The sequence below is a fragment of the Streptomyces endophyticus genome (assembly GCF_035798155.1).
In the GTDB taxonomy this organism is placed as follows: domain Bacteria; phylum Actinomycetota; class Actinomycetes; order Streptomycetales; family Streptomycetaceae; genus Streptomyces; species Streptomyces endophyticus.
This window is the reverse complement of sequence record NZ_JAOZYC010000140.1, coordinates 12,907-38,738: the sequence shown is the minus strand read 5'-3', so window position 1 is coordinate 38,738 and position 25,832 is coordinate 12,907. Positions and strand designations below refer to the sequence as shown.

25 protein-coding genes and 1 pseudogene are annotated in these 25,832 nt (G+C 70.8%); 12 read left to right on the top strand and 14 right to left on the bottom strand.

The annotated features are described in order from the left end of the window. The first annotated feature begins 153 nt into the window (after nucleotides 1-153). Nucleotides 154-1,314 (top strand): threonine aldolase family protein, encoded by a 1,161-nt coding sequence (locus OKJ99_RS26335; protein WP_326020018.1) that lies wholly within the window; start codon nucleotides 154-156, stop codon nucleotides 1,312-1,314. A gap of 81 nt (nucleotides 1,315-1,395) precedes the next feature. Here the strand turns inward: OKJ99_RS26335 and OKJ99_RS26330 are convergent, their stop codons facing one another. Further along, nucleotides 1,396-1,632, bottom strand: a complete 237-nt coding sequence (locus OKJ99_RS26330) for a hypothetical protein (protein WP_326020017.1) — start codon at nucleotides 1,630-1,632, stop codon at nucleotides 1,396-1,398. 177 nt (nucleotides 1,633-1,809) lie between these two features. Between OKJ99_RS26330 and OKJ99_RS26325 the strand changes: the two genes are divergently transcribed. Further along, complete coding sequence (locus OKJ99_RS26325; protein ID WP_326020016.1) at nucleotides 1,810-2,916, top strand: DUF5937 family protein; 1,107 nt, start codon at nucleotides 1,810-1,812, stop codon at nucleotides 2,914-2,916. 25 nt (nucleotides 2,917-2,941) lie between these two features. On the opposite strand, the gene OKJ99_RS26320 is transcribed toward OKJ99_RS26325, so the two are convergent. Together OKJ99_RS26320 and OKJ99_RS26315 are read right to left on the bottom strand one after the other, a co-directional pair. After that, nucleotides 2,942-3,616, bottom strand: coding sequence for a response regulator transcription factor (locus tag OKJ99_RS26320; protein ID WP_326020015.1), 675 nt, complete (start codon nucleotides 3,614-3,616; stop codon nucleotides 2,942-2,944). A gap of 41 nt (nucleotides 3,617-3,657) precedes the next feature. Further along, entirely contained in the window at nucleotides 3,658-4,860 is a 1,203-nt protein-coding gene (locus tag OKJ99_RS26315) for a sensor histidine kinase (RefSeq protein ID WP_326020014.1), read from the bottom strand. Nucleotides 4,861-4,988: 128 nt separating this feature from the next. On the opposite strand from OKJ99_RS26315, the gene OKJ99_RS26310 reads away from it, so the two are divergent. After that, entirely contained in the window at nucleotides 4,989-6,014 is a 1,026-nt protein-coding gene (locus OKJ99_RS26310; RefSeq protein WP_326020013.1) for an SAM-dependent methyltransferase, read from the top strand. On the opposite strand, the gene OKJ99_RS26305 is transcribed toward OKJ99_RS26310, so the two are convergent. Continuing rightward, nucleotides 5,979-7,163: an NADH-quinone oxidoreductase subunit D gene (locus OKJ99_RS26305; protein WP_407700764.1), complete on the bottom strand. Its 1,185-nt coding sequence runs from the start codon at nucleotides 7,161-7,163 to the stop codon at nucleotides 5,979-5,981. The two genes, OKJ99_RS26310 and OKJ99_RS26305, sit on opposite strands and share 36 nt — an antisense overlap. Here OKJ99_RS26305 and OKJ99_RS26300 point away from each other — a divergent pair. Together OKJ99_RS26300 and OKJ99_RS26295 are read left to right on the top strand one after the other, a co-directional pair. Further along, the gene (locus tag OKJ99_RS26300) at nucleotides 7,162-7,668 is read left to right on the top strand and encodes a PH domain-containing protein (RefSeq protein WP_326020011.1); all 507 of its coding nucleotides are present in this window, start codon (nucleotides 7,162-7,164) and stop codon (nucleotides 7,666-7,668) included. The genes OKJ99_RS26305 and OKJ99_RS26300 overlap by 2 nt on opposite strands. After that, nucleotides 7,665-9,014, top strand: a complete 1,350-nt coding sequence (locus OKJ99_RS26295; RefSeq protein ID WP_326020010.1) for a PH domain-containing protein — start codon at nucleotides 7,665-7,667, stop codon at nucleotides 9,012-9,014. The genes OKJ99_RS26300 and OKJ99_RS26295 overlap by 4 nt, the downstream gene beginning before the upstream one ends. A 4-nt stretch (nucleotides 9,015-9,018) precedes the next feature. Here the strand turns inward: OKJ99_RS26295 and OKJ99_RS26290 are convergent, their stop codons facing one another. The 4 genes from OKJ99_RS26290 to OKJ99_RS26275 all read right to left on the bottom strand — a co-directional run bounded on the left by OKJ99_RS26290 (nucleotide 9,019) and on the right by OKJ99_RS26275 (nucleotide 12,605). Continuing rightward, nucleotides 9,019-9,975, bottom strand: coding sequence for a hypothetical protein (locus OKJ99_RS26290; RefSeq protein ID WP_326020009.1), 957 nt, complete (start codon nucleotides 9,973-9,975; stop codon nucleotides 9,019-9,021). A 172-nt stretch (nucleotides 9,976-10,147) separates the two neighbouring features. Further along, entirely contained in the window at nucleotides 10,148-11,113 is a 966-nt protein-coding gene (locus OKJ99_RS26285) for an ABC transporter substrate-binding protein (protein WP_326020008.1), read from the bottom strand. 77 nt (nucleotides 11,114-11,190) lie between these two features. Next, nucleotides 11,191-11,859: an ABC transporter permease gene (locus tag OKJ99_RS26280; RefSeq protein WP_326020007.1), complete on the bottom strand. Its 669-nt coding sequence runs from the start codon at nucleotides 11,857-11,859 to the stop codon at nucleotides 11,191-11,193. Next, on the bottom strand, nucleotides 11,856-12,605 hold the full coding sequence (locus OKJ99_RS26275; RefSeq protein WP_326020006.1) for an ABC transporter permease: 750 nt from the start codon (nucleotides 12,603-12,605) through the stop codon (nucleotides 11,856-11,858). The genes OKJ99_RS26280 and OKJ99_RS26275 overlap by 4 nt, the downstream gene beginning before the upstream one ends. Nucleotides 12,606-12,800: 195 nt before the next feature. On the opposite strand from OKJ99_RS26275, the gene OKJ99_RS26270 reads away from it, so the two are divergent. The 7 genes and pseudogenes from OKJ99_RS26270 (at nucleotide 12,801) to OKJ99_RS26240 (ending at nucleotide 18,221) form a co-directional block, all read left to right on the top strand. After that, nucleotides 12,801-13,964 (top strand): ABC transporter ATP-binding protein, encoded by a 1,164-nt coding sequence (locus OKJ99_RS26270; protein ID WP_326020005.1) that lies wholly within the window; start codon nucleotides 12,801-12,803, stop codon nucleotides 13,962-13,964. 151 nt (nucleotides 13,965-14,115) lie between these two features. Continuing rightward, nucleotides 14,116-14,982 (top strand): annotated as a pseudogene (locus OKJ99_RS26265) (phosphatidylglycerol lysyltransferase domain-containing protein); the annotation flags it as partial. An 86-nt stretch (nucleotides 14,983-15,068) separates the two neighbouring features. Further along, nucleotides 15,069-15,932, top strand: a complete 864-nt coding sequence (folP, locus tag OKJ99_RS26260) for a dihydropteroate synthase (protein ID WP_326020004.1) — start codon at nucleotides 15,069-15,071, stop codon at nucleotides 15,930-15,932. After that, nucleotides 15,929-16,450, top strand: coding sequence for a nuclear transport factor 2 family protein (locus tag OKJ99_RS26255; RefSeq protein ID WP_326020003.1), 522 nt, complete (start codon nucleotides 15,929-15,931; stop codon nucleotides 16,448-16,450). The genes folP and OKJ99_RS26255 overlap by 4 nt, the downstream gene beginning before the upstream one ends. A 258-nt stretch (nucleotides 16,451-16,708) precedes the next feature. Then, nucleotides 16,709-17,068, top strand: coding sequence for a dihydroneopterin aldolase (folB, locus tag OKJ99_RS26250; protein ID WP_326020002.1), 360 nt, complete (start codon nucleotides 16,709-16,711; stop codon nucleotides 17,066-17,068). Further along, nucleotides 17,065-17,664, top strand: coding sequence for a 2-amino-4-hydroxy-6-hydroxymethyldihydropteridine diphosphokinase (gene folK / locus OKJ99_RS26245; protein WP_326020001.1), 600 nt, complete (start codon nucleotides 17,065-17,067; stop codon nucleotides 17,662-17,664). The genes folB and folK overlap by 4 nt, the downstream gene beginning before the upstream one ends. Before the next feature lie 74 nt (nucleotides 17,665-17,738). Next, a complete protein-coding gene (locus tag OKJ99_RS26240; protein ID WP_326020000.1) occupies nucleotides 17,739-18,221 on the top strand; it encodes a DUF3180 domain-containing protein in 483 nt (160 codons plus the stop codon). Nucleotides 18,222-18,282: 61 nt separating this feature from the next. Here OKJ99_RS26240 and folE read toward each other — a convergent pair whose 3' ends face one another. The 6 genes from folE to dacB all read right to left on the bottom strand — a co-directional run bounded on the left by folE (nucleotide 18,283) and on the right by dacB (nucleotide 25,809). Further along, nucleotides 18,283-18,888 (bottom strand): GTP cyclohydrolase I FolE, encoded by a 606-nt coding sequence (folE, locus tag OKJ99_RS26235; RefSeq protein ID WP_326019999.1) that lies wholly within the window; start codon nucleotides 18,886-18,888, stop codon nucleotides 18,283-18,285. A gap of 120 nt (nucleotides 18,889-19,008) precedes the next feature. Next, complete coding sequence (gene ftsH / locus OKJ99_RS26230) at nucleotides 19,009-21,024, bottom strand: ATP-dependent zinc metalloprotease FtsH (RefSeq protein ID WP_326020048.1); 2,016 nt, start codon at nucleotides 21,022-21,024, stop codon at nucleotides 19,009-19,011. 223 nt (nucleotides 21,025-21,247) lie between these two features. After that, nucleotides 21,248-21,808 carry a hypoxanthine phosphoribosyltransferase gene (gene hpt, locus OKJ99_RS26225; RefSeq protein ID WP_266718689.1) on the bottom strand — a complete coding sequence of 187 codons (561 nt, stop codon included), beginning with the start codon at nucleotides 21,806-21,808 and terminating at the stop codon, nucleotides 21,248-21,250. A gap of 43 nt (nucleotides 21,809-21,851) precedes the next feature. Next, nucleotides 21,852-22,850 carry a tRNA lysidine(34) synthetase TilS gene (gene tilS, locus OKJ99_RS26220; RefSeq protein ID WP_326019998.1) on the bottom strand — a complete coding sequence of 333 codons (999 nt, stop codon included), beginning with the start codon at nucleotides 22,848-22,850 and terminating at the stop codon, nucleotides 21,852-21,854. Nucleotides 22,851-23,074: 224 nt separating this feature from the next. Further along, nucleotides 23,075-24,223 (bottom strand): zinc-dependent metalloprotease, encoded by a 1,149-nt coding sequence (locus OKJ99_RS26215; RefSeq protein ID WP_326019997.1) that lies wholly within the window; start codon nucleotides 24,221-24,223, stop codon nucleotides 23,075-23,077. Between the two features lie 89 nt (nucleotides 24,224-24,312). Continuing rightward, on the bottom strand, nucleotides 24,313-25,809 hold the full coding sequence (gene dacB, locus OKJ99_RS26210; RefSeq protein WP_407700763.1) for a D-alanyl-D-alanine carboxypeptidase/D-alanyl-D-alanine endopeptidase: 1,497 nt from the start codon (nucleotides 25,807-25,809) through the stop codon (nucleotides 24,313-24,315). Between the last annotated feature and the right edge of the window lie 23 nt (nucleotides 25,810-25,832).

Below are 25,832 nucleotides of genomic sequence, written 5' to 3'. Positions count from 1 at the left end.
TCGGAGGGGGTGTTGTCACGAGGCGATGGCCTTCCGTTCCAGTCCGCTCGGGGTACCGGACGATTTCTCGTCATGTTAACGCTATCTGTGGGGGCGGGTCCCGGCTGTCCACAGGCTGTGGGCAAGCGCACGTGGTTGCGCCATGATCGACAGATGGACGGAACCGCCGAGAACACTGCCACCTCCGAGAAGACGCGGGCCGAACGGCTGATCGCGGCATTGCGGGGTGCGCGACGCACGCTGGCCCGCAGGCCGAACGAGGCCACGCTGGGCGAGCGGTGGGAGAGCCTGTCCGCCGCGGCGGCGGTGGCCGACCTGTCGGGCGACGTCGACATCTACGGGGACGGCGTCGTGGCGGACCTGGAGACGAAGGTCGCCGCGCTGCTCGGCAAGGAGGCGGCGGCGTTCTTCCCCACCGGCACCATGGCCCAGCAGGTCGCGCTGCGCTGCTGGGCGGGCCGCACCGGCAACCCCACGGTGGCCCTGCATCCGCTGGCGCACCCCGAGGTCCACGAGCGCGAGGCGCTGACCACGGTGACGGGGCTGCGCACCGTGCACCCCACGAGCGCGGCGCGGCAGATAGGCGCCGAGGACGTGCACGACCTGGACGAGCCGTTCGGGACGCTGATGCTCGAACTGCCGCTCAGGGACGCCGGATTCGTGCTGCCCACCTGGGAGGAGCTGGAGGAGGTCTGCGAAGCGGCACGCGCGCGTGACGCCGTGATCCACTTCGACGGGGCCCGGCTGTGGGAGACCACGGCGCACTTCGGGCGCCCGCTGGCCGAGATCGCGGAGCTCGCGGACAGCGTCTACGTGTCGTTCTACAAGTCGCTCGGCGGCCTCAGCGGCGCGGTGCTCGCGGGCCCGTCGTCGTTCGTCGGCGAGGCCAGGGCCTGGCGGCACCGCTACGGGGGCCAGGTCTTCCAGCAGTTCCCGCAGGCGATCGCGGCGCTGGCGGGTCTTGAGCAGGAGCTGCCGCGGCTGCCCGAGTACGTGGCGCACGCGCGCGTGGTCGCGAAGGCGCTGCAGGAGGGCTTCGCCGAGGCCGGTGTCTCCGGGGCCCGGGTGTTCCCCGAGGTGCCGCACACGCACCAGTTCCGGGTCTGGCTGCCCTACGACGCCGAGGTGCTCACGGAGGCCGGGATCACGCAGGCGGAGGAGACGCGGACGGCACTGTTCGCGCGCTGGTCGGACGAGGGCACGGTGCCGGGGCTCGCGACGACGGAGGTCACGGTCGCCGCGGCAGGGCTGGAGTGGGGCCCGGACGACGTCCGCGCGGCCGTCGCGGACTTCGTGGGGCGGATCCCCTCGTAGGGGCGGGTCCCTCTGTAGGGGCGGATCCCCCTGTAGGGCCGGATCTCCCTGTAGGAGCGGGTCCCCCTGTAGGGGGCGGGCTCAGCAACCGGCGGGATGGCCGCGGCGCCCCGAGAGGCGGCGTCCCGACAGCCGGCGGGCCAGGGCCGCCCGGATCCGGCCGCGGGCCGGGCGGCCGGCCACGACCGCCTTGAACCGGCGGTAGTCGCGCAGCTCCCGGAAGGCGGCCACCTCGTGCAGGCCGGGCGCCGGCGGGGCCGCTTCGCCGCGCTGAGCGGCGCGGTAGAGGTCGATCGCGTACTGCTGGGTGACGCTCATGTCGAACACCTCGCCCTTCATCTCGATTGTCACACTGAGCCCCGGAATCAACCTGTTTGCTGCCGTTCGGGGCCGATGGATACGAGATTGCGCCCGGCGCCGCCGTGCCGTCACGTCGATTGACGGGAGCCGTCAATCGACGACCCGACTGTCAGTGGCGGCGTGCACCATGGGGTCATGAGCGTGAGCATCGACATCACGGGCCTGACGCCCGAGGGCATCGACGTCGTGCCCTCGCCCCTGGCCGAGCTCGGCACGGCGCTGCACGCGCTGTCGGAGCCCGCGCACCATCCGGGGCTGCAGGGCTGGACGACGAGTGTGTCCACGCGCCTGGATCCGTGCCTCGCCGACCGGCTCTGCGAGGCGGACTTCCTGTGGCGTACGACGTTCTCCGACGTCTTCATGCCGTTCGCCGGCATACCGGGGCAGCGCACACTGCCGGGTGCCACACTCGCCGCGGACCTCGACCTGCTCGACAAGCTGTCCGACGAGCAATTCGTAGACGCGGCCCTGGAGTTCACCTGCCTGATGTCCTACGGGACTCCGGGGCACAACCGGCTGTCGGACCCGCACACCCGTGAGCGTGCCCTCGAGCTCGCGGCCGCGCGCGGGGCGCCCCAGGTGCGCTTCACCAAGCGGCTCTTGGACGATCCGCCGGCCATGCGCGCCTGGTTCCGCGAGCTGATGGAGGACTGCGACGAGGCGTTCTTCGCGGACACCTGGCCGCGCCTGCAGCACCAGTTGGCCGCGGACGCGCGGCACAAGAAGGAGCTGCTCCGCCGCAAGGGCATACGGGAAGCGCTCACGTCCGTGTCCGCGGCGGTCTCGATGGACGAGTCGGGGCGCACCATCTCCGTCGACAAGGTCGTGGAGGGTCGTACGGTGACGGCGCACGGCGGCCTCGTCCTGTTGCCGACGAGCCTCGGCTGGCCGCACCTGATGGTGCTGCACCGGCACAGCTGGCAGCCGGTGATCCACTACCCCGTGGCCTCTCCCGGCCTTACCGCGCCGCCCTCCGTGGAACAGCTGACCCGGAGGATGTCGGCCCTCGCCCACCCGATGCGGATACGCCTGTGCCGGCATCTGGCCCGCGGCCCGTACACGACGGGTGAACTGGCCGACGCGCACGGCATGTCCGCACCGGAGATATCACGGCACCTGTCGGTGCTGAAGAAGGCCGACCTGATCACGACGCGGCGGCGCGGTCGCTATGTGCAGCACCAGTTGGACCTGAGCGTGGTCTCGCGCCTCGGCGGGGACTTCATCGAGGGAGTGCTCCGCTGACCGCCCGGGCCCGGGCCACCGGGCTTCAGGCCCCGGCGCCGCCCGCCCGGACGAGCCCCGTCTCGTAGGCGAGGACGACGACCTGGACCCGGTCGCGCAGGTCGAGCTTGGTCAGGATGCGGCCCACATGGGTCTTCACCGTGGCCTCGGACAGGACCAGGCGCGCGGCGATCTCGCCGTTGGAGTGCCCCTGGGCGACCAGGACCATGACCTCGCGCTCGCGCTCGGTGAGCCGCTCGAGCCGCTTGTGCTGCGGCTGGTCGGGGCTGCTGGGCAGCATCGGGGCGAACCGGTCGAGCAGGCGCCGGGTCGTGGACGGGGCGACCACCGCGTCGCCGCTGTGCACGGAGCGGATCGCGGTGAGCAGCTCACCCGGCGGCACGTCCTTGAGCATGAAGCCGGAGGCGCCCGCCCGCAGCCCCGAGAACGCGTACTCGTCGAGGTCGAAGGTGGTCAGGATGAGGACCTTGGGCGGATCGGTCTCGGCGCAGATCCGCCGCGTCGTCTCGACCCCGTCGAGCTTCGGCATCCGGACGTCCATGAGGACCACGTCCACGGAGGTCGAGCGCAGCACCTCCAGCGCCTCGACGCCGTCGCCCGCCTCGGCGACGACCTCCATGTCCGGCTGTGCGGCGAGCACCATCCGGAAGCCGGTGCGCAGCAGCACCTGGTCGTCGACGAGCATGACCTTGATGGACATCGGGCGGTCCTCACTTGTACGTGTCGATGGACTTGTACGTGTCAATGGGCGGGCTTGAGAGGCAGCAGCACGCTGATGCGGAAGCCACCGCCGGGCCGCGGCCCCGCGTCCAGCGTGCCGCCGACCATACCGACGCGCTCGCGCATCCCGATGAGGCCGTGGCCGCGGCCGTCCGCGCCCCCGTCCTCGTACAACTCGTGCGGGGCGCCCTTGCCGTCGTCCTCGACGAGCAGCCCGAGGCCGTCGTCGAAGTAGACGAGGCGGACGCTGGCGCCCGCGTTCGGACCGGCGTGCTTACGGGTGTTGGTGAGGGCTTCCTGAACGATGCGGTACGCGGTCAGCTCGACGCCGCTGGGCAGCGGACGCGGGGTGCCCTCCACCCTGAAGTCGACCGGGAGGCCCGCCGTGCGCACCTCGTCGACGAGCTCCTCTATCTGCTCGACGTCGGGCTGCGGAACGTACTCGCCGGCCTCCTCGTGCTCGCCGGTGCGCAGCACGCCGAGCAGCCTGCGCATCTCCGCGAGCGCCTGCCTGCCGGTGCCCGAGATGGTCTCCAGGGCCTTCTTGGCCTGGTCGGGCGCCTGGTCGAGGACGTACGCGGCGCCGTCGGCCTGCACCACCATCACCGACACGTTGTGCGCGACGACGTCGTGCAACTCGCGTGCGATGCGCGCCCGTTCGGCCGCCACCGCGACCTTCGACTGCGCCTCGCGCTCCTTCTCCAGGCGGTTGGCGCGCTCCTCCAGCTGTGCCAGATACGCGCGTCTGGTGCGCAGCGAGTCGCCGAGCACCCAGGCGAGGGCGAACGGCACCATCTGGAAGACCGTGATGAGGATCAGGCCCGTGGTGCCGATCTGGCCGGCGGTGGGCCAGCGGAGCTGAGCGAGCGGCGCCGCGAGCAGTCCGCCGATCAGGCCGAAGCGGGACGCCCAGCGCGGGCCGCTCACCGCGCAGGTGTAGATGATGACCAGCATCGCGAAGTCCGAGGGGTTGACCCGCGCGTCGAACACCAGCTGGCCGAGGCCCGTGGCCACCGCGAGCAGCAGCATCTTCTCCGGCATCCGGCGGCGCAGCGCGACCACCAGGGACATCAGGACGGCGCAGACGAGCAGCGCCACCTCGTTCCCGTGCCGCGCACCTCCGGCACCGTTCGCCCCGGCCACGGACATGCCGAAAAGAATCACGGCCCAGATGCCGTCGACCCATGTCGGGTGCCTGCGGATGAAGTCGTAGACGCGCTGCACGTAACCCAGAGTAGGGAAGCGTGCAGCGTGCAGGGGTCAACCGGAGGGTCGATCCGGACCCGGCGCGCGTACTCCTGAAGGTGGAGGGACCCCACGGCGCATGCGCCCGGCGCACATAGCCTTCGGGTGTGGAGAACGGACAACAAGGGGCACCGCGCGGGTGGCGCGCGGCCACCGAAGAGGCGCTGTACGGACCGGCCGGCTTCTACCGGAGGCCCGAGGGTCCTGCCGGGCATTTCCGCACGTCGGTGCATGCGTCGCCGCTGTTCGCCGGGGCCGTCGCCGAGCTGTTGTGCCGGGTGGACGCGGCTCTCGGCGAGCCCGCGGAATTGGCGTTCGTCGACATGGCGGCGGGTCGCGGCGAGCTGGTTTCGCGCGTCCTACAGGTGCTGCCCGAAAAAGTGGCGCTACGCGTGCGTGCCTACGCCGTGGAAAAGGCGGAACCTCCCGCAGGTCTCGACCACCGGATCGAGTGGCGGGCCGAGCCGCCCACCGGCGCCTCCGGACTCCTCTTCGCGAACGAGTGGCTCGACAACGTGCCCCTGGAGGTCGTCGAGACGGCCGCCGACGGCACGGCCCGGCTGGTCCTCGTCCGCGAGGACGGCACGGAGACCCTCGATACGGCGCCCCTCGACCAGGCCACGACGGACTGGCTGCGCCGGTGGTGGCCGCTGCCGCCCGAGCCGGGCCTGCGCGCCGAGGTGGGTCGGCCCCGCGACGCCGCCTGGGCGGCCGCTGTACGCACCCTGGAGCGCGGCCTGGCGGTGGCGGTGGACTACGCGCACACGCGCGCCTCCCGGCCGCCCTTCGGCACGCTCACCGGCTTTCGCGAGGGCCGCGGGACGACGCCCGTACCGGACGGTTCCTGCGACATCACGGCGCACGTGGCACTGGACGCGTGCGCGACCGCCGCGGGCGCCCGTCTCCTCACCCAGCGCGCCGCCCTGCGGGCCCTCGGCGTCACCGCGGGCCGCCCGCCGCTGGCCCTCGCCTCGCAGGACCCGGCGGCGTACGTCCGGGCGCTCGCGGGCGCCGGAGAGGCGGCGGAGCTGACCGCGCGGGGCGGGCTCGGCGACTTCGGCTGGCTGGTCGAACCGGTCCGCCTGCCGGTGGACGGCCTACTTGTCGATGTCCCCGACCACGAAGAACAGTGACCCGAGGATCGCCACCATGTCGGCGACGAGCGTCCCCGGAAGCAGTTCGGTCAGCGCCTGGATGTTGTTGTACGAGGCGGAGCGCAGCTTGAGCCGGTACGGCGTCTTCTCGCCCTTGGAGACGAGGTAGTAGCCGTTGATGCCGAGCGGGTTCTCCGTCCACGCGTACGTGTGGCCCTCGGGTGCCTTGAGGACCTTCGGGAGGCGCTGGTTGACCGGGCCCTGCGGGAGTTCCGCGATCCGGTCGAGGCAGGCGTCGGCGAGGTCGAGCGCGTTGTGCGCCTGCTCCAGGAGGCACTCGAACCGGGCCAGGCAGTCGCCTTCTTGTCGCGTGACGACCTTCAGGGTGCCCTGCAGCTCTCCGTAGGCGAGGTACGGCTCGTCGCGCCTGAGGTCGAAGTCGACGCCGGAGCCGCGGGCGATCGGGCCGCTGACTCCGTAGGCGTGCGCGGCCTCGGCGGACAGCACGCCCACCCCGCGCGTACGGCCCCGGAAGATCTCGTTGCCGAGGACGAGGTTGTCGTAGACGTCCATACGGGAGCGCACGCTCGCGACGGCCGCACGCGCGCGGGTGTTCCAGCCGAGCGGCAGGTCCTCCTTGAGGCCGCCGACGCGGTTGAACATGTAGTGCATGCGCCCGCCGGAGACCTCCTCCATGACGTTCTGGAGTTCCTCGCGCTCACGGAAGGCGTGGAAGACGGGCGTGATTCCGCCCAGTTCGAGCGGGTACGAACCCAGGAACATCAGATGGTTGAGCACGCGGTTCAGCTCGGCGAGCAGCGTTCGCAGCCACACGGCGCGCTCCGGTACCTCCATGCCCAGCATCCGCTCGACGGCGAGCACGACGCCCAGCTCGTTCGAGAACGCGGAGAGCCAGTCGTGGCGGTTGGCGAGCATCACGATCTGCCGGTAGTCGCGTGCTTCGAAGAGCTTCTCCGCACCGCGGTGCATGTAGCCGATGACCGGCTCCGCGTGCTGGATCCGCTCGCCGTCGAGCACGAGACGCAGGCGCAGCACACCATGGGTGGAAGGGTGCTGCGGACCGATGTTGAGCACCATGTCGGTGCTCTCCGCGGCACCACCGATGCCGACCGTGGCCTGAGTCGTGGGCGTCATGGACACAGTCTCTCGTACGTAGGGTGAACCCATGAAGACAGGGCCGACGGGGGCGACAGGGTCGACAAGCACGACAGGGCCGGACTGGACCGGGCTGCCCGCCGGGTTGCTGAAACTGCGCCGCCTGCTGCTGCTCGTGTGGCTGGTGCCGCTGACGGTGGCACTCGGGGTGCTGCTCGCCGTGTTCGTGGGCCCCGGATGGGCGGCGTTCGCCGTGCTCCCGCTTGGGGCCATGGTCTGGGGCTGGGTGATGCTCGGCCGCAACTGGCGCTCGTGGCGGTACGCGGAGCGGGCCGACGACCTGCTGATCAGCCGCGGCGTCCTGTGGCACGAGGAGACGATCGTGCCGTACGGGCGGATGCAGCTCGTCGAGGTGACATCCGGCCCGCTGGAACGGAAGTTCGGCCTGTCCAGCCTTCAGCTGCACACCGCCGCCGCGGCCACCGACGCGACGATCCCCGGCCTCGCGCCCGCCGAGGCCGAGCGGCTGCGCGACCGCCTCACCGAACTCGGCGAGGCCCGATCGGCGGGCCTGTGACGGCCTCCCGCGTCCCCGACGGCGCCCCGGCCCAGGAGCCCGCTCAGGACGTGCGAGAGCGGCGTCTGCACCCCGTCACGCCGCTGCGCCGCGCGTGGGCGCCCATCGCGATCCTGCTCGGCTGGGCCGTCCACGACATGGACCAGGCGCAACGCCAACTGGCCCACCTCACCACCGCCATGCTGCTGATCGGCATCGGCGTACTGGTTCCGGCGGCCGCCCTGTACGGGTTCCTCACCTGGTGGTTCACGCACTTCGCGGTGACCGACACCGAACTGCGCATCCGTACGGGCCTGTTGTTCCGCCGCACCGCCCACATCCGGCTCGATCGCCTCCAGGCGGTGGATGTCACGCAGCCGCTTCTCGCCCGCTTCGTAGGCGTGGCCAAGCTGAAACTCGACGTAGTAGGAGCCGACAAGAAGGACGAGCTCGCCTTCTTGGGCGAGCGCGAGGCCGGCAACCTGCGTGCCGAACTCCTCGCCCGGGCTGCCGGATTCGCGCCCGAGTCGGCGCAGGACGTGGGCGAGGCGCCGGCGCGGCCGATCCTGCACACGCCCCCGCGGATGCTCGCGGTGGCGCTGCTTCTGACGGGCGCCCCCTGGGCGATGCTGCTCGCCGCGGTCGCCGTCCCGACGCTCCTGTGGTTCGCCACCCACAACCTGTGGACAGTGATCGCGGTCGCGGTGCCACTGGTCGGTGGGGCCTTCACCAACAGCGCGGGCCGGTTCATCAAGGAGTACGACTGGACGGTCGGCGAGTCGCAGGACGGGCTGCGCATCGACCACGGGCTGCTCGACCGGGTGCACGAGACGGTGCCGCCGGGGCGGGTGCAGACCGTGCGGATCGTCGAGCCGCTGCTGTGGCGGCGCCGCGGCTGGGTCCGCGTCGAGCTGCACGTCGCCGGGTCGTCGAACACCGTGCTCGTCCCCGTGGCGCCGCGCGAGAACGCCGAGGACGTCGTCGCGCGGATCCTGCCGGGGGTCTCGGTGCCGAAGCCGGCCGACTTCACGGGGGCGGAGCGGCGCGGGCGCTGGTGCGTGCCTGTGTGGTGGCGGAGCTACGGGGTGGCGGTCACGGAAACGGTGTTCGCCGCGCGCCACGGACTACTGCAGCGCCACATCTCGCTCGTCCCGCACGCCAAGGTGCAGAGCGTGCGCCTCACTCAGGGGCCCTGGGAGCGGCACTGGCGCGTCGCCGACCTGCACCTCGACACGGGCGCCAACAAGACGGTGACGGCCCGCCTGAGGGACGCGGACGAGGCGGCCGACCTCCTGCGGGCCCAGGCGGACCGCTCTCGCACCGGACGGCGGGACGCACGGCCGGACCGGTGGATGGCGGGGGCGTGAGGCGTCACGCCTGAAGTGCCGACCTCAGCTCGCCCATGTCGATCTGCTCCGTCTCGTCGTGCGCGGTCAGGTCGATGACCTGCTGCTCGCGCTCGGCGTCCTCGGGGGTCTCGGCATCGTCGGTGTTGTTGTCGCTGTTCTCGGCCTCGGCCTTGACCTCTGCCTCGACCTCCACCTCGGCCGCGACCTCCGCCGCCAGCTCCTCGCCCACGACATCCGCCAGGTCTTCCTCGCCCTGCGGGGAGAGCCCCGCGCCGAAGAAGTCGAAACCGCCCTGAGGGACCTTCCGCGTGGGTGCCGCGGGTACGACCATCGCGGCGGCAGGCACGGTGAAGTGGCCGGCCGCCGCCTCGGACTTCCCCCGGGAATCGGCCTCCTCCGCCGCGGGCGCCGCCGGTTCGGGCCGCGCGAGGCGCTTGAGCGCGACATTGGCCCGCCGGTACATCTCCGGGGTCGGCCGGCCCGGCACGGCCGGGGGCACGGGCGGCAGCGCCCTCGCCGGGGCCGCGGCCTCTATCGCGAGCCGACGCCGGCCTTCGAGCGCGCTGGCCCGCTCCGTCTCCGCGTTCGCGTACCGCCGCAGCAGCGCCGCGTGCTCGCCCCGCAGCGCGGCGAGCTCGGCACGCTTCGCCCGCAGCTTGCCCTCCAGGCGGGTGCGCAGCTCGCGCGACTCGTCGAGGTCGCCCTCCAGCTCCGCCACGGCCTCCTCGTGCCGCCACCGCTCGCTCGCGGCGCCGCGCGTCAGGTCGGCGACCCGCTTGCCCGCGAGCCGGTCCCAGCGGCGCATCACCACGGCGCCGACCACGGCGGCAGCCGCGGCCGCCGCGGCGACGCCCCGCAGAACGAGCGGATCCTCGGACAGCCAGGCGGCCCCCGCGCAGACGAGAGGCACACCGGCGATCACCGTCGGCGGCAGGAGGCGGTGCAGGGGCGGAGAATGGCGGTGGCGTCCACGTGGCATGGCCAGAAACTTACCGCGCGTAGGCAAATCTTGAAGCCCCGCCCGGCAATATTCGGACACACCTGTCACAGAAACCACCTAACCCCCGTACGGGCAAGGCCACTTACCGTCGCAGATAGCACTCGCCTCTCGCTCGATCGGCTCTCGTTCCATCGGCACGCGCCGATCAAGATCATTTAGCGATGAGGCCCTTCGACTCCAGATACTCCTTCGCGACATCGCCTTCCTTCTGCCGCTCGGCGTCGACCTTCCGGTTCAGCTCGACGAGATCATCGGTCGTGAGCGCCTTCGTCAACTTCCCGAGGGCATCGGCAATCTTCTTGTCGCCCGCATCCTTGGCGTTCACAACCGGAACGATGTTGTCCGCGTTCTGCAGCTTCTTGTCGTCCCGCAGAAGAACGAGCCCGAAGTTCTCCAGCGTCGCGTCGGTCGTGGTCGTCAGGACCAGCTGGTCCGTGCCGTTCTTCACCGCCTGCTTCGACTGCGTGGTGCCGACGCCCTTGGGATCGATTCCCGTGACATCGATCCCGTACGACTTCTTGAGTCCCGGCGCGCAGAACGGCCGGGTCTCGCATTCGTCTCCGGCCGCGATCTTCACCTTCTGGCCAGACTTGCCAAGATCCGAAAGCGTCTTCAACTTGTGCTTCTCGGCAAAGCTCTTGCTCACCGCGAACGCGTTCTGATCGACGGCCTCTCCCGCGTCCAGAACCTTCAGCCCCTGCGGCTCGGCCAGCTTGCGCAGCGCGGTCACCGTGGCATCCACATCGCTCGACGCGACGGGCTTCGCCTTCGACCCGTTCTTCTTCAGGTTGAGGAATTCGGCGAGGGTCGCCGCGTATTCGGGCACCACGTCGATGGCGCCCTTGGCGAGCTGCGGTTCGTAGATCTCGCGGTTCTCCACCGTCTTGACCGACGCGTCGTACCCGGCGTCGTCCAATATCTGCCGGTACAGCTCACCGAGCACCTTGGCCTCGGTGAAACGCGCGGCGCCGATGACGACCTTGCCCTTCCCGCCGCCACCCGACCCGCCCGCACCGTCCTTGCCCTCCAGGCTGTCGCCACCGCACGCGGTGAGCCCCGCGGTCAGTGCACCCACCGTCACGGCCGCCAGGGCCACTCGACGCGTTCTGCTGTTCATCGCTCTCCTCGTCGCACTGCCGGAACTGACAACAAACCCAGGCCCTCAGGCCCGGGCCCCAAACCCGGGCCCCTTGGTCACGCCCGCCTCCGCATGGGGTCGAAGACCCGCCCCGCCGCGACGAACAGGCCCTCCGCGACCAGCGCCAGCGCGGCCACGAGCACCGCACCGGCGACCACCTGCGGGGTGTCCTGGAGGTTGAACCCCGCCGTGATGATCCGCCCGAGCCCGCCCTCCCCGGCCATCGCCGCCAGCGTCGCCGTCGCGATCACCTGCACCGTCGCGGACCGCAGCCCGGTCATCACCAGCGGGTACGCCAGCGGCAGTTCGACGCGGGCGAAGACCTGGCCGCCGCTCATGCCCATGCCGCGCGCGGCCTCCACCACCGACCGGTCGACCTCGCGCATCCCCACGTACGCGTTGGTGAGCAGCGGCGGCACCGCGAACAGCACCAGCGCGATCAGCGTCGGCACATCGCCGTGCCGGCCGAGCGGGGTGAGCGTGAGCAGCACGAGGACGGCCAGCGTCGGTACCGCGCGCCCCACGTTCGAGATGTTGATGGCGAGCGCGCCGCCCTTGCCCTTGTGTCCGAGCCACAGGGCCAGCGGCAGCGCGATCAGGCAGGAGACGGCGAGCGCGACACCGCAGAAGTACAGGTGCTCGGCGAGGCGGTGCCACACCCCCTTCTCCCCTTGCCAGTTGGCACCCGTGGCCAGCCAGTCGTAGGCCCCCGATATCGCGTTCATGCCACCTTCTCCGGCTCGACGCGCGCCGTGTCACCGCGGCCGCGGAGCCCCCGTATTCGGAACCCGCCCCGCGCGGGCGCCCCCACCCTCGTCCACGGCGTCAGCCACCGCTGCACGCCGAGCAGCAGCAGGTCCGCCAGGACCGCGAGCAGTACGCACAGCACGGACGCGGTGAGCACCTGCGCCTTGAAGTCGCTCTGCAGGCCCCCGACGATCAGCGTGCCGAGCCCGCCGTAGTCCACGATCGAGCCGACCGTCGTGAGCGCCACCGTGGAGACCGTCGCGATCCGCACCCCGGCCAGCATCGCCGGGAGCGCCAGCGGGAGTTCGACCTCCCACAGCAGCCGCAGCGGCCCGTACCCCATCCCGCGCGCGGCCTCTCTCGCCTCCTGCGGGACCGCCTGCAACCCCGCCAATATGTTCCGCACGAGGATCGTCAGGGAGTACAGCACGAGCCCAGTGACCACCAGCGAGACCGAGAGCCCGAACAGGGGCAGCAGCAGCGAGAACATCGCGAGCGACGGGATCGAGTAGAGCACCGTGGTCACGCCGAGCACCGGCCCCGCGAAGGCCCGGGCGCGCCGGGCGAGCAGCGCGAGCGGGAAGGAGATGAGGACGCCGATCACCACCGACGCAGCCGTGATGCCGAGGTGCTGGACGGTCGCGTCGACCAACTCCTGGCCGCGGGTGCGCACATACTCCCCGCACACCCAGTCATTGGCCACCAGGCAGTTCCGCTCGCTCACGCCGGCCACCTCCCCCGATTCCCCGAACGTATGTCAGCCGGCCGCACAGCCGCACGCACGTTTCCAACTGCCGACGACCCTAGCCCCGACCACTGACAACGGCCGAGCCCCGGCCTACGAGCGCAACACGGCGTTCACATGACCGCCTCACCGGGGCATCCCCAACCGGGCCGCGTCCCGGCAGAATGGGGTCCCATGATCCGGTTCGAGCACGTCAGCAAGCGGTACGCGGACGGCACCACCGCCGTCGACGATCTGTCCTTCGAGGTGAACGAGGGCGAACTGGTCACGCTCGTCGGCCCGTCGGGCTGCGGCAAGACCACGACGATGAAGATGGTGAACCGGCTCATCGAACCCACCGCGGGCCGGATATTCCTCGACGGCGACGACATATCCGGGGTCGACCCGGTCCAATTGCGCCGCCGCATCGGATATGTGATCCAGCAGGTCGGCCTGTTTCCGCACAAGTCGGTCCTCGACAACACCGCGACCGTGCCGCATCTGCTGGGCGTCAAGCGTGCCAAGGCCCGTGCGCGGGCGGCGGAGTTGCTCGACCTGGTGGGCCTCGACCCGAAGCTGTTCGGAGAGCGCTACCCCGAGCAGCTCTCCGGCGGCCAGCGCCAACGGGTGGGCGTGGCCCGGGCCCTGGCGGCCGACCCGCCCGTCCTGCTGATGGACGAGCCGTTCGGCGCGGTCGACCCGGTGGTGCGCGAGCACCTGCAGAACGAGTTCCTGCGCCTGCAGCAGACGCTCGGCAAGACCGTTCTGTTCGTCACGCACGACATAGAGGAGGCCGTCCGCCTCGGCGACCGTATAGCCGTCTACGGCGAAGGTCGTATCGAGCAGTACGACACTCCGTCGGCGGTCCTGGGCACCCCCGCCACCGACTACGTGGCCGACTTCGTGGGCGCCGACCGCGGGCTCAAGCGCCTCTCGGTGACGCCCATCGAGGAGGGCGACCTGGAGCAGCCGCCCGTCGTGCACCTCGACGACCCGCTGCCCAGGGAGCTCGACGCCCGCTGGGCCGTCGTCCTGGACCACGACAACAACCTGCACGGCTGGATCTCCGCCGAGCACGCGCGCGTGGCCGCGAACAAGGGCGACACCGTGCGTGACCACGCGCGCCGCATGGAGGCCTGGCTGCCGGTGGGCGCCCCGCTCAAGCAGGCGTTCGCGACGATGCTCCAGCACGACGCGGGCTGGATCGCGGTCATCGACGAACACAGCGCGGGCCGGTTCCTCGGCGTGCTCACCCCGGCCCGGCTGCACGAGGCGCTGCGCCGCTCCACGGCCGCGGACGCGCGGGACATCACGCGCGCGGAGGTCGACCTGGAGACGGTGGAGCAGCTCCTCCCCTAGCGGGGCCCGCCGTTCACACTCTCGTGGGGTTCGCCGTTCATGAGTGAACCCGGGCCGCTCCGCTTCCGTCCTACAGGACGTACGTCACGGATGCGGCATTCGCACCGTGTTCATATGTCTCGCGGGGCGAGCGGCAGGAGGAGGCGCGGGGATGCGGCGGATCGCGGGCGCCTGCCTCCTGGCCGGCGGCGCGGACATCGTGGCCGGTGTCCTGCCGCGGTTCGCACGAGGCCGTACAGGCGCTGTCACGGAGGCCCTGCCGGGCTCCCTCGGCCCGTACGCCGCGGCCCTCGCGCTCGGCAGCGGCGTCCTGCTCGTCCTGCTCGCACGCATGCTGCGGCGCCGCAAGCGGCGGGCCTGGTGGGCGGTGATCGTGCTGCTGCCGCTCGGCGCCGCCGGGCAGTTCGCGTACCGGGGCCCACTCATGGGGATCGTCGGCGTCGCCTTGTCCCTGGTGCCGCTGTGGCTCCTGATACGCGACCGGAAGTGGTTCGACGCGCCGCCCGACCCGCGCGGCCGCTGGCGCGCCCTGGCCAACTTCGTGCTCCTGGGCGCGGGTTCGCTGCTGATCGGCCTCGCCGTCGTCAGCGCACACCCGGCGCGGCTCGTCGGCGCCCCGAGCCTCGTGGACCGCCTGGAGCACGTCCTGTGCGGACTGCTCGGCACGGAAGGGCCACTCGTCTACGGAGGCGGCGCGGCGCGCACCGTCGCCCTCTCGCTCGGCGCCCTCGGCCTGATCACCGCGCTGACCACGCTCTACCTCGCGTTCCGCCCCGAGGGCCCGGCCGGCCGCGACAAGGGGATCGTGTTCTCGCCCAGCGGCAAGGCGGCGGTCCGCTACCGGGTCGTGTCGGGCGTGATGCTCGCCAAGGGCGACCCGACGGGCGACGTGGAGGCGTGGCCCGGAGCCATGGAGCGCTTCATGGACGAGGCGCGGACCCACTCCTGGACACCGGCCGTCATGGACTGCTCCGAGACGGGGTGCGCGGTCTGGACCCGCGAGACCGGCCTCACCGCGCGGCCCCGCCACGAAAGCGGCGGCACCTTCGCGGGCCGCCAAAGCCGCGAGATCCCGCCCGCCGCGAAGGGCCTAGGCTTGAGGTCATGAGCACGTCGCAGGTCCGCCGGGGCCACGTAGCCAACCTCCCCGTTTGGGACCGCTGCGCGGTCATGGGGGTCGTCAATGTGACGCCCGATTCGTTCTCGGACGGCGGCCGCTTTTTCGACACGACCGCCGCGATCAAACACGGCCTCGACCTGGTCTCCGAGGGCGCCGACCTCGTGGACGTCGGCGGCGAGTCCACCCGTCCGGGCGCCAGCCGCGTCGACGAGGACGAGGAGCTCAGGCGCGTCATCCCCGTCGTACGAGGCCTCGCCTCCGAAGGCGTGACGGTCTCGGTCGACACCATGCGGGCCTCCGTCGCCGAGCAGTCCCTCGCCGCGGGCGCCTCCCTGGTCAACGACGTGAGCGGCGGCCTCTCCGACCCGGAGATGGTCCCGGTCGTCGCCGCCACGGGAGCGCCCTTCGTCGTGATGCACTGGCGTGGCCTCCTGGAGGGCACCAATGTGCCCGGCACCTACGAGGACGTCGTCTCCGAAGTCGTGAACGAGCTGCACGCGCGCGTGGAGGCCGCCCTGGAGGGCGGCATCGCCCCCGACCGCATCGTCCTCGACCCCGGCCTCGGCTTCTCCAAGAACGCCGAGCACGACCTCTCCCTGCTCGCCCACCTGGACCGACTGCACGCGCTCGGCCACCCGGTCCTCGTCGCGGCCTCCCGCAAGCGCTTCCTCGGCCACGTACTGGCCGGCGAGCAGGGCGCCCCGCCGCCCGCCCGCGAGCGCGACGCCGCCACCGCCGCCGTCTCCGCGCTCGCCGCACAGGCGGGCGCCTGGGCCGTGCGCGTCCATGAAGTGCGGGCCACCGCCGACGCCGTCCGCGTGGCACGCGCGGTCGAAGGAGCCCAGTGACCGAGGCCGACGTCCAAGCCGTCGACACCGCCAACCGCGCCTACTACGAAGCCGTCGAACGCGGCGCCTTCGAGGAACTCACCACCCTGTGGCTCGCCCCCGAGGACGCCGAATACGCCGAGGACGCCGACCCGGACGAGGCCGAGGACACCTCCGTCAGCTGCGTGCACCCCGGCTGGCCGGTGCTCACGGGCCGGGGCGAGGTGCTCCGCTCGTACGCGCTGATCATGGCGAACACCGAGTACATCCAGTTCTTCCTGACCGACGTGCACATCAGCGTCGTCGCCGACACCGCCCTGGTGACCTGCACGGAGAACATCCTCAGCGGCGGCCCCGCCCCCAAGGAGGGCGACGAACTCGGCCCGCTCGTCGGCCAGCGCGTCGTCGCCACCAACGTGTTCCGGCGCACCCGCGACGGCTGGAAGATCTGGTCGCACCACGCCTCCCCCGTGCTCGCGGAATCGGATGACGAATCCGACGAGATGGGCAACGGGGACGAGGACGGCTCACCCGCCTGAGTGGGCAGGCATCCCCATAGAGCCCGAATCGAGCCCGGATAAAGGCCGAAATCCGGATGCGAGGTTGGGCCCCTCACCGCCTGGGTATGGGCGGCTACCAGCCGAGAGCGCATGGTGGGGCTGGTGTGTCGGGTGGGATCAGTCATAGCCCCCGCGGACCGGTGCTGTCAGTGCCCGAAGGTAGATTCGATCGAGGCCGGGACATCGACCGCACATCGGTGGGACCGGCCTTCACCAACGACTGCAGGAGTGATTCGCGTGGATCGTGTCGCGCTGCGCGGCCTCAAGGCCCGTGGGCACCATGGCGTCTTCCCCAAGGAACGCGAGGAGGGCCAGACCTTCGTCGTGGACCTGGTGCTCGGCCTGGACACGCGAGCGGCCGCGGCCGACGACGACCTGGCGAAGACCGTGCACTACGGCATCGTGGCGGAGGAGGTCGTGGCCGTGGTCTCGGGCGACCCCGTGGATCTCATCGAGACACTCGCCGAGCGCATCGCCCAGACATGTCTGAAGCACGAAGGCGTCCAGGAGGTCGAGGTCTGCGTCCACAAGCCGGACGCACCGATCACCGTGCCCTTCGACGACGTGACCGTCACCATCACCCGGAGCCGAGTATGAACAAAACTCCGTTCGACCCGACCGTCCAGCCGGTGCCGACCTCCGTGGTGGAACAGGTCGACGCCGCCGACACCACGCTCTCCAACCCCAAGCGCGCCGTCATCTCCCTCGGCGCGAACCTGGGCAACCGCCTGGAGACCCTCCAGGGCGCCGTCGACGCCCTGGAGGACACCCCCGGAGTCCGCGTCAAGGCCGTCTCGCCCGTCTACGAGACGGAGCCCTGGGGCGTCGCCCCGGACAGCCAGCCCTCGTACTTCAACGCCGTCGTCGTCCTCAAGACGACGCTGCCGCCCTCCTCGCTCCTGGAGCGCGCGCACGCGGTCGAGGAGGCCTTCCACCGGGTACGGGACGAGCGCTGGGGCGCCCGCACCATCGACGTGGACATCGTCGCGTACGCCGACGTCGTCTCGGACGACCCGTACCTCACGCTCCCCCACCCGCGGGCCCACGAGCGGGCCTTCGTACTCGTTCCCTGGCACGACGTGGAGCCGGAGGCCCAGCTTCCGGGGCACGGCGCGGTCGCCCAGCTGCTCGACGCCGTGACCCGCGAGGGCGTCGCGGCACGCGCCGACCTGGAACTCCACCTCCCCGAGTAATCGTTAAGGTCTACCGGACACGGTTAACGGCCACAGGCAACAGGGCCATGACGGACGAGGGGCGACCAACCGGGATGAAGCAACTGCGCATCAGGACGCTGGTCGGCCTCTTCGCCGTAGCCGGAGTGCTGTCCTGGGCGGGCGCCCGCCTGTGGGACTCGCTCGGCACCCTGCCGAAGGTCCCGCTGGCCGCGCCCATCGTGCTGGCCGCGATCGCCGCCGTACTGCTCGCTACGGCCCTCTCCATCCGCTCCCGGCTGCGTGCACAGCGGGAGCGCCGCCCCGAGGCCAAGGGCGTCGACCCCATGATGGCGGCACGCGCCCTGGTCTTCGGCCAGGCAAGCGCGTTGGTCGCGGCGCTTGTGGCCGGCATGTACGGCGGCACCGGCATCTTCCTGCTGGAGCGGCTGGACGTCCCGGCCCGCCGCGATCAGGCGATCTACGCCGGGCTCTCGGTCGTCGCCGGAGTCGCCGTGATCGCCGCGGCGATCTTCTTGGAGCGGGTGTGCAAGTTGCCCGAGGACGACGACACGGAAGGCGCGGCCCCGGCCGCGTGAACGCCCCGGGGCTCCGCCCCGGTCCCCGCCGCCTCTCGTCCCACAAGCGAGGCTCGGGGAATTACCGCCCGATGATCAGGCTCATCGCCTCGCTGCGGGTCGCGGGGTCCCGCAGCTGCCCGCGCACGGCCGACGTGATCGTCTTCGCGCCGGGCTTGCGAACCCCGCGCATCGACATGCACATGTGCTCGCACTCCACGACGACGATCACGCCGCGCGGCTCCAGGATCTCCATCAGGGAGTCCGCGATCTGCGTCGTCAGACGCTCCTGGACCTGCGGACGGCGGGCGTACACCTCGACCAGCCGGGCCAGCTTCGACAGGCCCGTGATCTTGCCGTCGGCGGACGGGATGTAGCCGACGTGGGCGACCCCGACGAAGGGGACCAGGTGGTGCTCACAGCTGCTCTGCACCTCGATGTCCTTCACCAGGACCATCTCGTCGTGCCCCAGGTCGAACGTCGTCGTCAGGACGTCCTCGGGCTTCTGCCACAGGCCCGCGAATATCTCCTTGTAGGCGCGGGCGACCCGCCCCGGGGTCTCCCGCAGGCCCTCGCGGTCCGGGTCCTCGCCGACCGCGATGAGCAGTTCACGCACGGCGTTCTCGGCCCGCTTCTCGTCGAACTCGCCGATCGAGCCCTCGCCGTCCAGCGTCACCGGGTCGGTCATCTGGTGCCTCTTTCTCTACTTACATGCCCGCGCGGCAGCGCAAAGGCCGCGTCCCCCACACCGTAAAGCGTGGGGGACGCGGCCTGCATTCCGGGTCTGGCCTGCCCAATGAGGGCCGGGTCAGCTCTCGGGGCGCTCTTCCTTCACCGTGTCCACCGGGGTGGTGGTCTCGATGGCGGGCGCCGTTCCGTTCGCCCCGTTCGTCAGTGAGAGCTCCTTGGGGGAGAGCACCGGCGGGCGGGTCGAGGGGGTGCGGCGGTTGGAGCCGGTCCACGCGGGGCGGGCCGGGCGCTTCACGATCGGAGTGAAGATCTCGGCGATCTGCTCCTTGTTCAGCGTCTCCTTCTCGAGCAGCGCGAGGACCAGGTTGTCGAGAACGTCGCGGTTCTCGACGAGGATCTCCCAGGCCTCGTTGTGCGCGGTCTCGATGAGCTTCTTGACCTCTTCGTCGACGAGCGCGGCGACCTCTTCCGAGTAGTCGCGCTGGTGACCCATCTCGCGGCCCACGAAGGGCTCGGAGTTGTCGCCGCCGAACTTGATCGCGCCGAGCCGCTCGGTCATGCCGTACTGCGTGACCATCGCGCGGGCCGTACCAGTGGCCTTCTCGATGTCGTTCGCGGCACCCGTCGTCGGGTCGTGGAAGACGAGCTCCTCGGCCGCGCGCCCGCCCAGCATGTAGGCGAGCTGGTCAAGCATCTCGTTACGCGTGGTCGAGTACTTGTCCTCCTCCGGGAGCACCATCGTGTACCCCAGCGCGCGGCCGCGGGACAGGATCGTGATCTTGTGGACCGGGTCGGAGTTCGGCGAGGCCGCCGCGACCAGGGCGTGACCGCCCTCGTGGTACGCGGTGATCTTCTTTTCCTTGTCCGACATGATCCGGGTCCGCTTCTGCGGGCCCGCGACCACACGGTCGATCGCCTCGTCGAGCATCTGGTTGTCGATCAGCTTCCGGTTCGAACGGGCCGTCAGCAGAGCGGCCTCGTTCAGCACGTTGGAGAGATCGGCACCGGTGAAGCCCGGCGTACGGCGGGCGACGGCCGACAGGTCGACGTCCGGAGCGACCGGCTTGCCCTTCTGGTGAACCTTGAGGATCTCCAGACGGCCCTGCATGTCCGGACGGTCGACCGCGATCTGGCGGTCGAATCGGCCGGGACGCAGCAGCGCCGGGTCGAGGATGTCGGGCCGGTTCGTGGCGGCGATCAGGATGACGCCGCCCTTCACGTCGAAGCCGTCCATCTCGACGAGCAGCTGGTTGAGCGTCTGCTCGCGCTCGTCGTGTCCACCGCCGAGTCCGGCACCACGGTGCCGGCCGACCGCGTCGATCTCGTCGACGAAGACGATCGCCGGAGCGTTCGCCTTGGCCTGCTCGAAGAGGTCACGGACACGGGAGGCACCGACACCGACGAACATCTCGACGAAGTCGGAACCGGAGATCGAGTAGAACGGCACGCCCGCTTCGCCCGCGACAGCGCGCGCGAGCAGCGTCTTGCCCGTTCCGGGCGGGCCGTACAGGAGTACGCCCTTGGGAATCTTGGCGCCGACAGCCTGGAACTTGGCCGGCTCCTGGAGGAACTCCTTGATCTCGTAGAGCTCCTCGACGGCCTCGTCGCTGCCGGCGACGTCGGAGAATGTCGTCTTGGGGGTGTCCTTGGTGATGAGCTTGGCCTTGGACTTCCCGAACTGCATGACTCGGGAGCCGCCGCCCTGCATCTGGTTCATCAGGAACAGGAACACGACGACGATGAGAACGAAGGGCAGCAGCGAGAGCAGGATGCCCACGAAGGGGTTCTGCTTCGACGGCGAGACGGTGTACCCGTCCGGAATCTGCTTGTCCTCGAACTTGGCCTGGAGAGTCTTGGCCACGTCGACGCCCTGGTCGCCGATGTAGCTGGCCTGGATCTTGTTCGAGCCGTCGACCTTTTGGCCGTCCTTCAGCTCGACCTTGATCGTGCTCTCATCGCCGGTGGTCAGCTTGGCCGAATCCACCTTGTTGTCGTTGATGGCCTGAATTACCTGGCCGGTGTCCACCGTCTTGTAGCCGCCGGACGAACCGACGACCTGCATCAACACGACCACGGCAAGGACGGCCAGCACGATCCACATGACCGGCCCACGGAAGTATCGCTTCACGTCCATCCATACGGAGCGGAGCCGCCCCGTCCCTCCTGCCATAGTGAGTTTGATAAGGCTGTTTGGAGCTCTTGGTGCTGTTGTAGCTGTTTGAAGAACTGTTCTTCGGACGGTACCCCAGCATTGTCACCCGAAGCCGCAGGGGACGACCGGGAATCTGCCCTTCGCATGCTCCAACGGCGGGAGACCCGTGAGGGTTCCCGTCCCCGCGATCAGGACTGACGACGACTCAGCCGCCGTAGACGTGCGGTGCGAGGGTGCCGACGAACGGCAGGTTCCGGTACTTCTCCGCGTAGTCCAGGCCATAACCGACCACGAACTCGTTCGGGATGTCGAAGCCGACCCACTTCACGTCGATGTCGACCTTGGCCGCCTCCGGCTTGCGCAACAGCGTGCACACCTCGAGGGAGGCGGGCTCGCGCGAGCCGAGGTTGGTGAGCAGCCAGGACAACGTCAGACCGGAGTCGATGATGTCCTCGACGATCAGGACGTGCTTGTCCTTGATGTCGGTGTCGAGGTCCTTGAGGATCCGCACGACGCCGGAGGACTGGGTGCCCGAGCCGTACGAGGACACCGCCATCCAGTCCATGGTGAGCGGGGTGGACAGGGCACGAGCCAGGTCGGCCATGACCATCACGGCGCCCTTCAGGACCCCGACGATCAGCAGGTCCTTGCCCGCGTACTCCGCGTCGACCTTCGCGGCCAGCTCGGCCAGCTTCGCGTCGATCTCTTCCTTGGTGATGAGCACCGACTGTAGGTCGGTGCCCATGTCTTTCGCGTCCACCCGCATCACTTTCGGTCGTCCCACCGGCCGCCGCGACGTGACCGTCGAGTCAGCCTTGCCGGATGACCAGTCTGCCACCCTGCCGCTGAGCGAGAACTTTGCCCGGCAGATTGATCTCTCCCTGGCCCCGCCACCCCGTGATCAGGCGGTCGACCTCCTCGATGTGCCGGGCGAACAGCGCACCGGCGGGGGCACCGGCCTCGATGGCCGTCCTGCGCAGGATTCGGCGGCGTACGGCGGGCGGCAGGGCGTACAGCTTGGCGCATTCGAGGAGCCCGGCCGCGTCCCGTACGGACTCCGCGGCGTCGCGGGCCCAGGTGTCGAGCGCGTCGGCATCGTCGCGGGACAGCTGGGCCGTCCGGGCGAGAGCCTCGACGACGCCTTTGCCGAGCGCCTTCTCCAGGGCGGGCAGGCCCTCGTGCCGGAGTCTGGACCTGGTGTACGCCGGGTCGGTGTTGTGCGGGTCGTCCCAGACGGGCAGATGCTGGACGAGGCAGGCCTTGCGGGCGGTCTGCCGGTCGAGCGTGAGGAAGGGGCGCCGGTAGCGGCCGCCGGCGCCCGACATCGCGGCCATCCCGGACAGGGAGCGGATGCCGGAGCCGCGGGCGAGGCCGAGCAGGACCGTCTCGGCCTGGTCGTCGCGGGTGTGGCCGAGCAGGACGGCGGCGGCGCCGTGGCTTTCGGCGGCGGCGTCGAGGGCGGCGTAGCGGGCGTCGCGGGCCGCGGCCTCGGGTCCGCCGTCGCGTCCCACGTCGACGGCGACGGACTCGACGGGCTTCAGGCCGAGGGCGGTCAGGCGCAGGACGACGTCCTCGGCGCGGGCGTCGGAGCCGGGCTGCAGGCCGTGGTCGACGGTGACGCCGCCGGCACGGATGCCGAGTTTGGGGGCCTCGAAGGCGAGGGCGGAGGCGAGGGCCATGGAGTCGGCTCCGCCGGAGCAGGCGACGAGCACCACGGGCTCGGCGTCCGGCTTGGAGTCGTTGAGGATGTCGTGGAGGACGCGGCGGACCGCCAGGCGTATCGCCGCGACCGCAGGATGGGGACCCATGTCCGGTTCCCTTCATTCCGTTGTCTGGGGGGTGGGCGCTGCTGGACAACTCGAACCGGACCAGCGCCGGCTGGCCCGGCTCATTCGCTCAACGGTGACCGGGTGAGATCAGTCACGCAGAGTGTGTCGATGGTGACAGAGCCGAGCGGTTCCCCGAGCATTGCACGCCAGCCCACGGCCTACGGTCCCTCGGATGGGTGATCCTGGGCAATTATGGGCGTGCCTTACGGGGCTTCGTGAGCGCCGTCCGACTTGTTGTGCACCCGCGCGACCCAGTCCGCCGGTTTGGCGATCTCCGCCTTCGTCGGCAGCGTGTTGGGAGACGTCCAGACACGGTTGAAGCCGTCCATGCCGACCTCGTCGACGACGGCCCGTACGAACTTCTCGCCGTCGCGGTACTGGCGCAGCTTGGCGTCGAGGCCGAGCAGCTTGCGCAGGGCCAGGTCGAGCCGTGAGGCGCCCTTCTGCCTGCGCTGTTGGAACTTCTCGCGGATCTCCTCGACGGAGGGCACGACGGCCGGTCCCACGCCGTCCATCACGTAGTCCGCGTGCCCCTCGAGCAGCGACATGACGGCGGTGAGGCGGGCGAGGATGTCGCGCTGCGCCGGGGTCTGCACCAGTTCGACGAGCGAGCGGCCGCCGTCGTCCTCCTCGCCCTCGGGGCGCCCTCCGGCGAGCGACTGGGCCGCCTCCCGTACGCGCTCGAGGAACGTCGACGGGTCGACCTCCGTCTCCTCGAGGAATGACTGGATCTCGCCCTCGAGGTGGTCGCGCAGCCAGGGCACGGCCGTGAACTGGGTGCGGTGCGTCTCCTCGTGGAGGCAGACCCAGAGCCTGAAGTCGTGGGGTTCCACGTCGAGTTCGCGCTCCACGTGCACGATGTTCGGCGCGACCAGCAGGAGCCTTCCGCCGGCGTTCGGCGCGGCGGGCAGGTCACGGGTGGCGGGGGCGAAGGTCTCGTACTGGCCGAGGACGCGGGAGGACAGGAACGAGAGCAGCATGCCGAGTTCGACGCCCGTGACCTTGCCGCCGACCGCGCCGAGCATGGCGGGTCCGGGGCCCGAACCGCGCCGCTCGTTCATCTTGTCGAGCAGCGGCCTGAGCACCTCGCGGAAGCCCGCGACGTTGGCCTTCACCCAGCCGGGCCGGTCGACCACGAGCACCGGGGTGTCGTGGTCGGAATCGGTGGCCATGCGCGTGTACGCGCGTACGTGCTCCTCGGAGGCCTTGGCGTGCCGGCGCAGCTCGGCGACGATGGCCCGTGCCTCGTCCCGACTGACCTCGGGACCTGGTCGTACGAGTCGGGTCGCGGTCGCGACCGCGAGGTTCCAGTCGACCATTCCCGAAGATGCAGCACCGCCGAGGCTCGTCATGCGTCAACGGTACGTGACCCCCCGCATACCGGAAGGGGGATCGGCCCCGGAGTGGCGCCCCACTTCGGCCGCTCGGAACCCTTAAGGGTTCACCTGCAACCGCAGTTGGCGACCGAGGAGGCGAGGCGGTCGAGGCCGGACTGGGCGGCCTTGGGGTCCGTCGCGCCCTCCGTCATGAAGGCGAAGACGAGGAGGCGGCCGTCGGCGTCGACGACCGTCCCGGCGAGCGTGTTGACGCCGGTGAGGGTGCCGGTCTTGGCGCGGACCAGGCCGGTGCCGGAGGCGTCGGCCGCGTCCTCGTAGCGGCTCGCGAGGGTTCCGGTGAAGCCGGCGACCGGCAGGCCCGTGAGGACGGAGCGCAGCTCGGGGCGGGACGGGTCGGCGGCCTTGGCGAGCAGGCCGGTGAGCAGGTCGGCGGAGACCTTGTCGGCGCGGTCGAGGCCGCTGCCGTCGGCGAAATGGGTGTCCTTGAGCGGCAGCCGGAGCTTTCCGAGCTGCTTCTTGACGGCCACGCCCGCGCCGTCGAAGCCGTGGCTCTCGCCCACGGCGATCGCGGTCTGCCGGGCGAGCGCCTCGGCGATGTCGTTGTCGCTGTGGGTCAGCATCCGCTCGACGAGCGCGGACAGCGGCGGCGATGACACCTTCGCGAGCTTCCGCGCCCGTTCGGACGCCTTGCCGGAGGCCGGGTCGCCCTTGGTCTTGATGCCTCGGTCGCCGAGCAGGTCCGCGAACTTCCTCGCCGCGGCCGCCGCCGGGTCGCCCTCGCGCGTGGCCGGTCCGCTGTCGGAGTCGTCGGTGCGGGCCTCGTCGGCCATCAGGGGGGTGACCCGGGCGAGGTTCTCGTTGGGGCCGATGGGGTGGGTGTCGGGGCCCGAGTACAGCGAGGTGTCGTACGCGAGGGTGACCTCGCCGATGTCGCGCCGCTTGAGGTCCTTGGCGGTCTCGTCGGCGAGAGTGCCCAGGTCGGCGGCACCGTAAGGATTCTTCTCGCGGGCGGTCAGGGTCGGATCGCCGCCGCCCACCAGAATCAGCTTCTTGGAGTCCTTCTCCAGGGCCGTACGGGTGGCGATGCGGTGGTCGGGGCCCGCGGCCGAGAGGGCCGCCACCGCCGTGGCCAGCTTCGTCGTGGACGCCGGGGTGAGGGTGTCGCCCGGCGACCTTCCGTAGAGCCTCTTTCCGGTGACGGCGTCGACGACCGCGGCCGTGCGGTGGCCGCCGAGCGCGGAGCCCTTCAGGAGCGGGTCGAGCACGTCGGCCAGGGCGCTCTTCGTGGGGCCCGGCACGGCCGCTCCGGGGGCCGCGAGCACCACGGGCGCGCTCGGCGCCGCCTCGGCCGCACCGCCGTGATCTGCGCCACCTCCGGTCTCCGAGGAGGCGGCCCGGTCGGCCTCGGCCTTACGCTGACCGGAAGCGTCCCAGGGACCGGCCGCGACCGCCACGACGGCCGCGAGGGCGAGACCCACCGCCGTCGCGCCCACCGTGACGTGCTTGGTCTTGGATCCGGCAACAGTCTTCGCCGCACTCTTCACGAGCTGCGAAGCCTTCGGCTCCGGCACCGCGGACCAGCCCCTTTCGCGATCACACATCTGCGTAGGGGACACTTAACCAC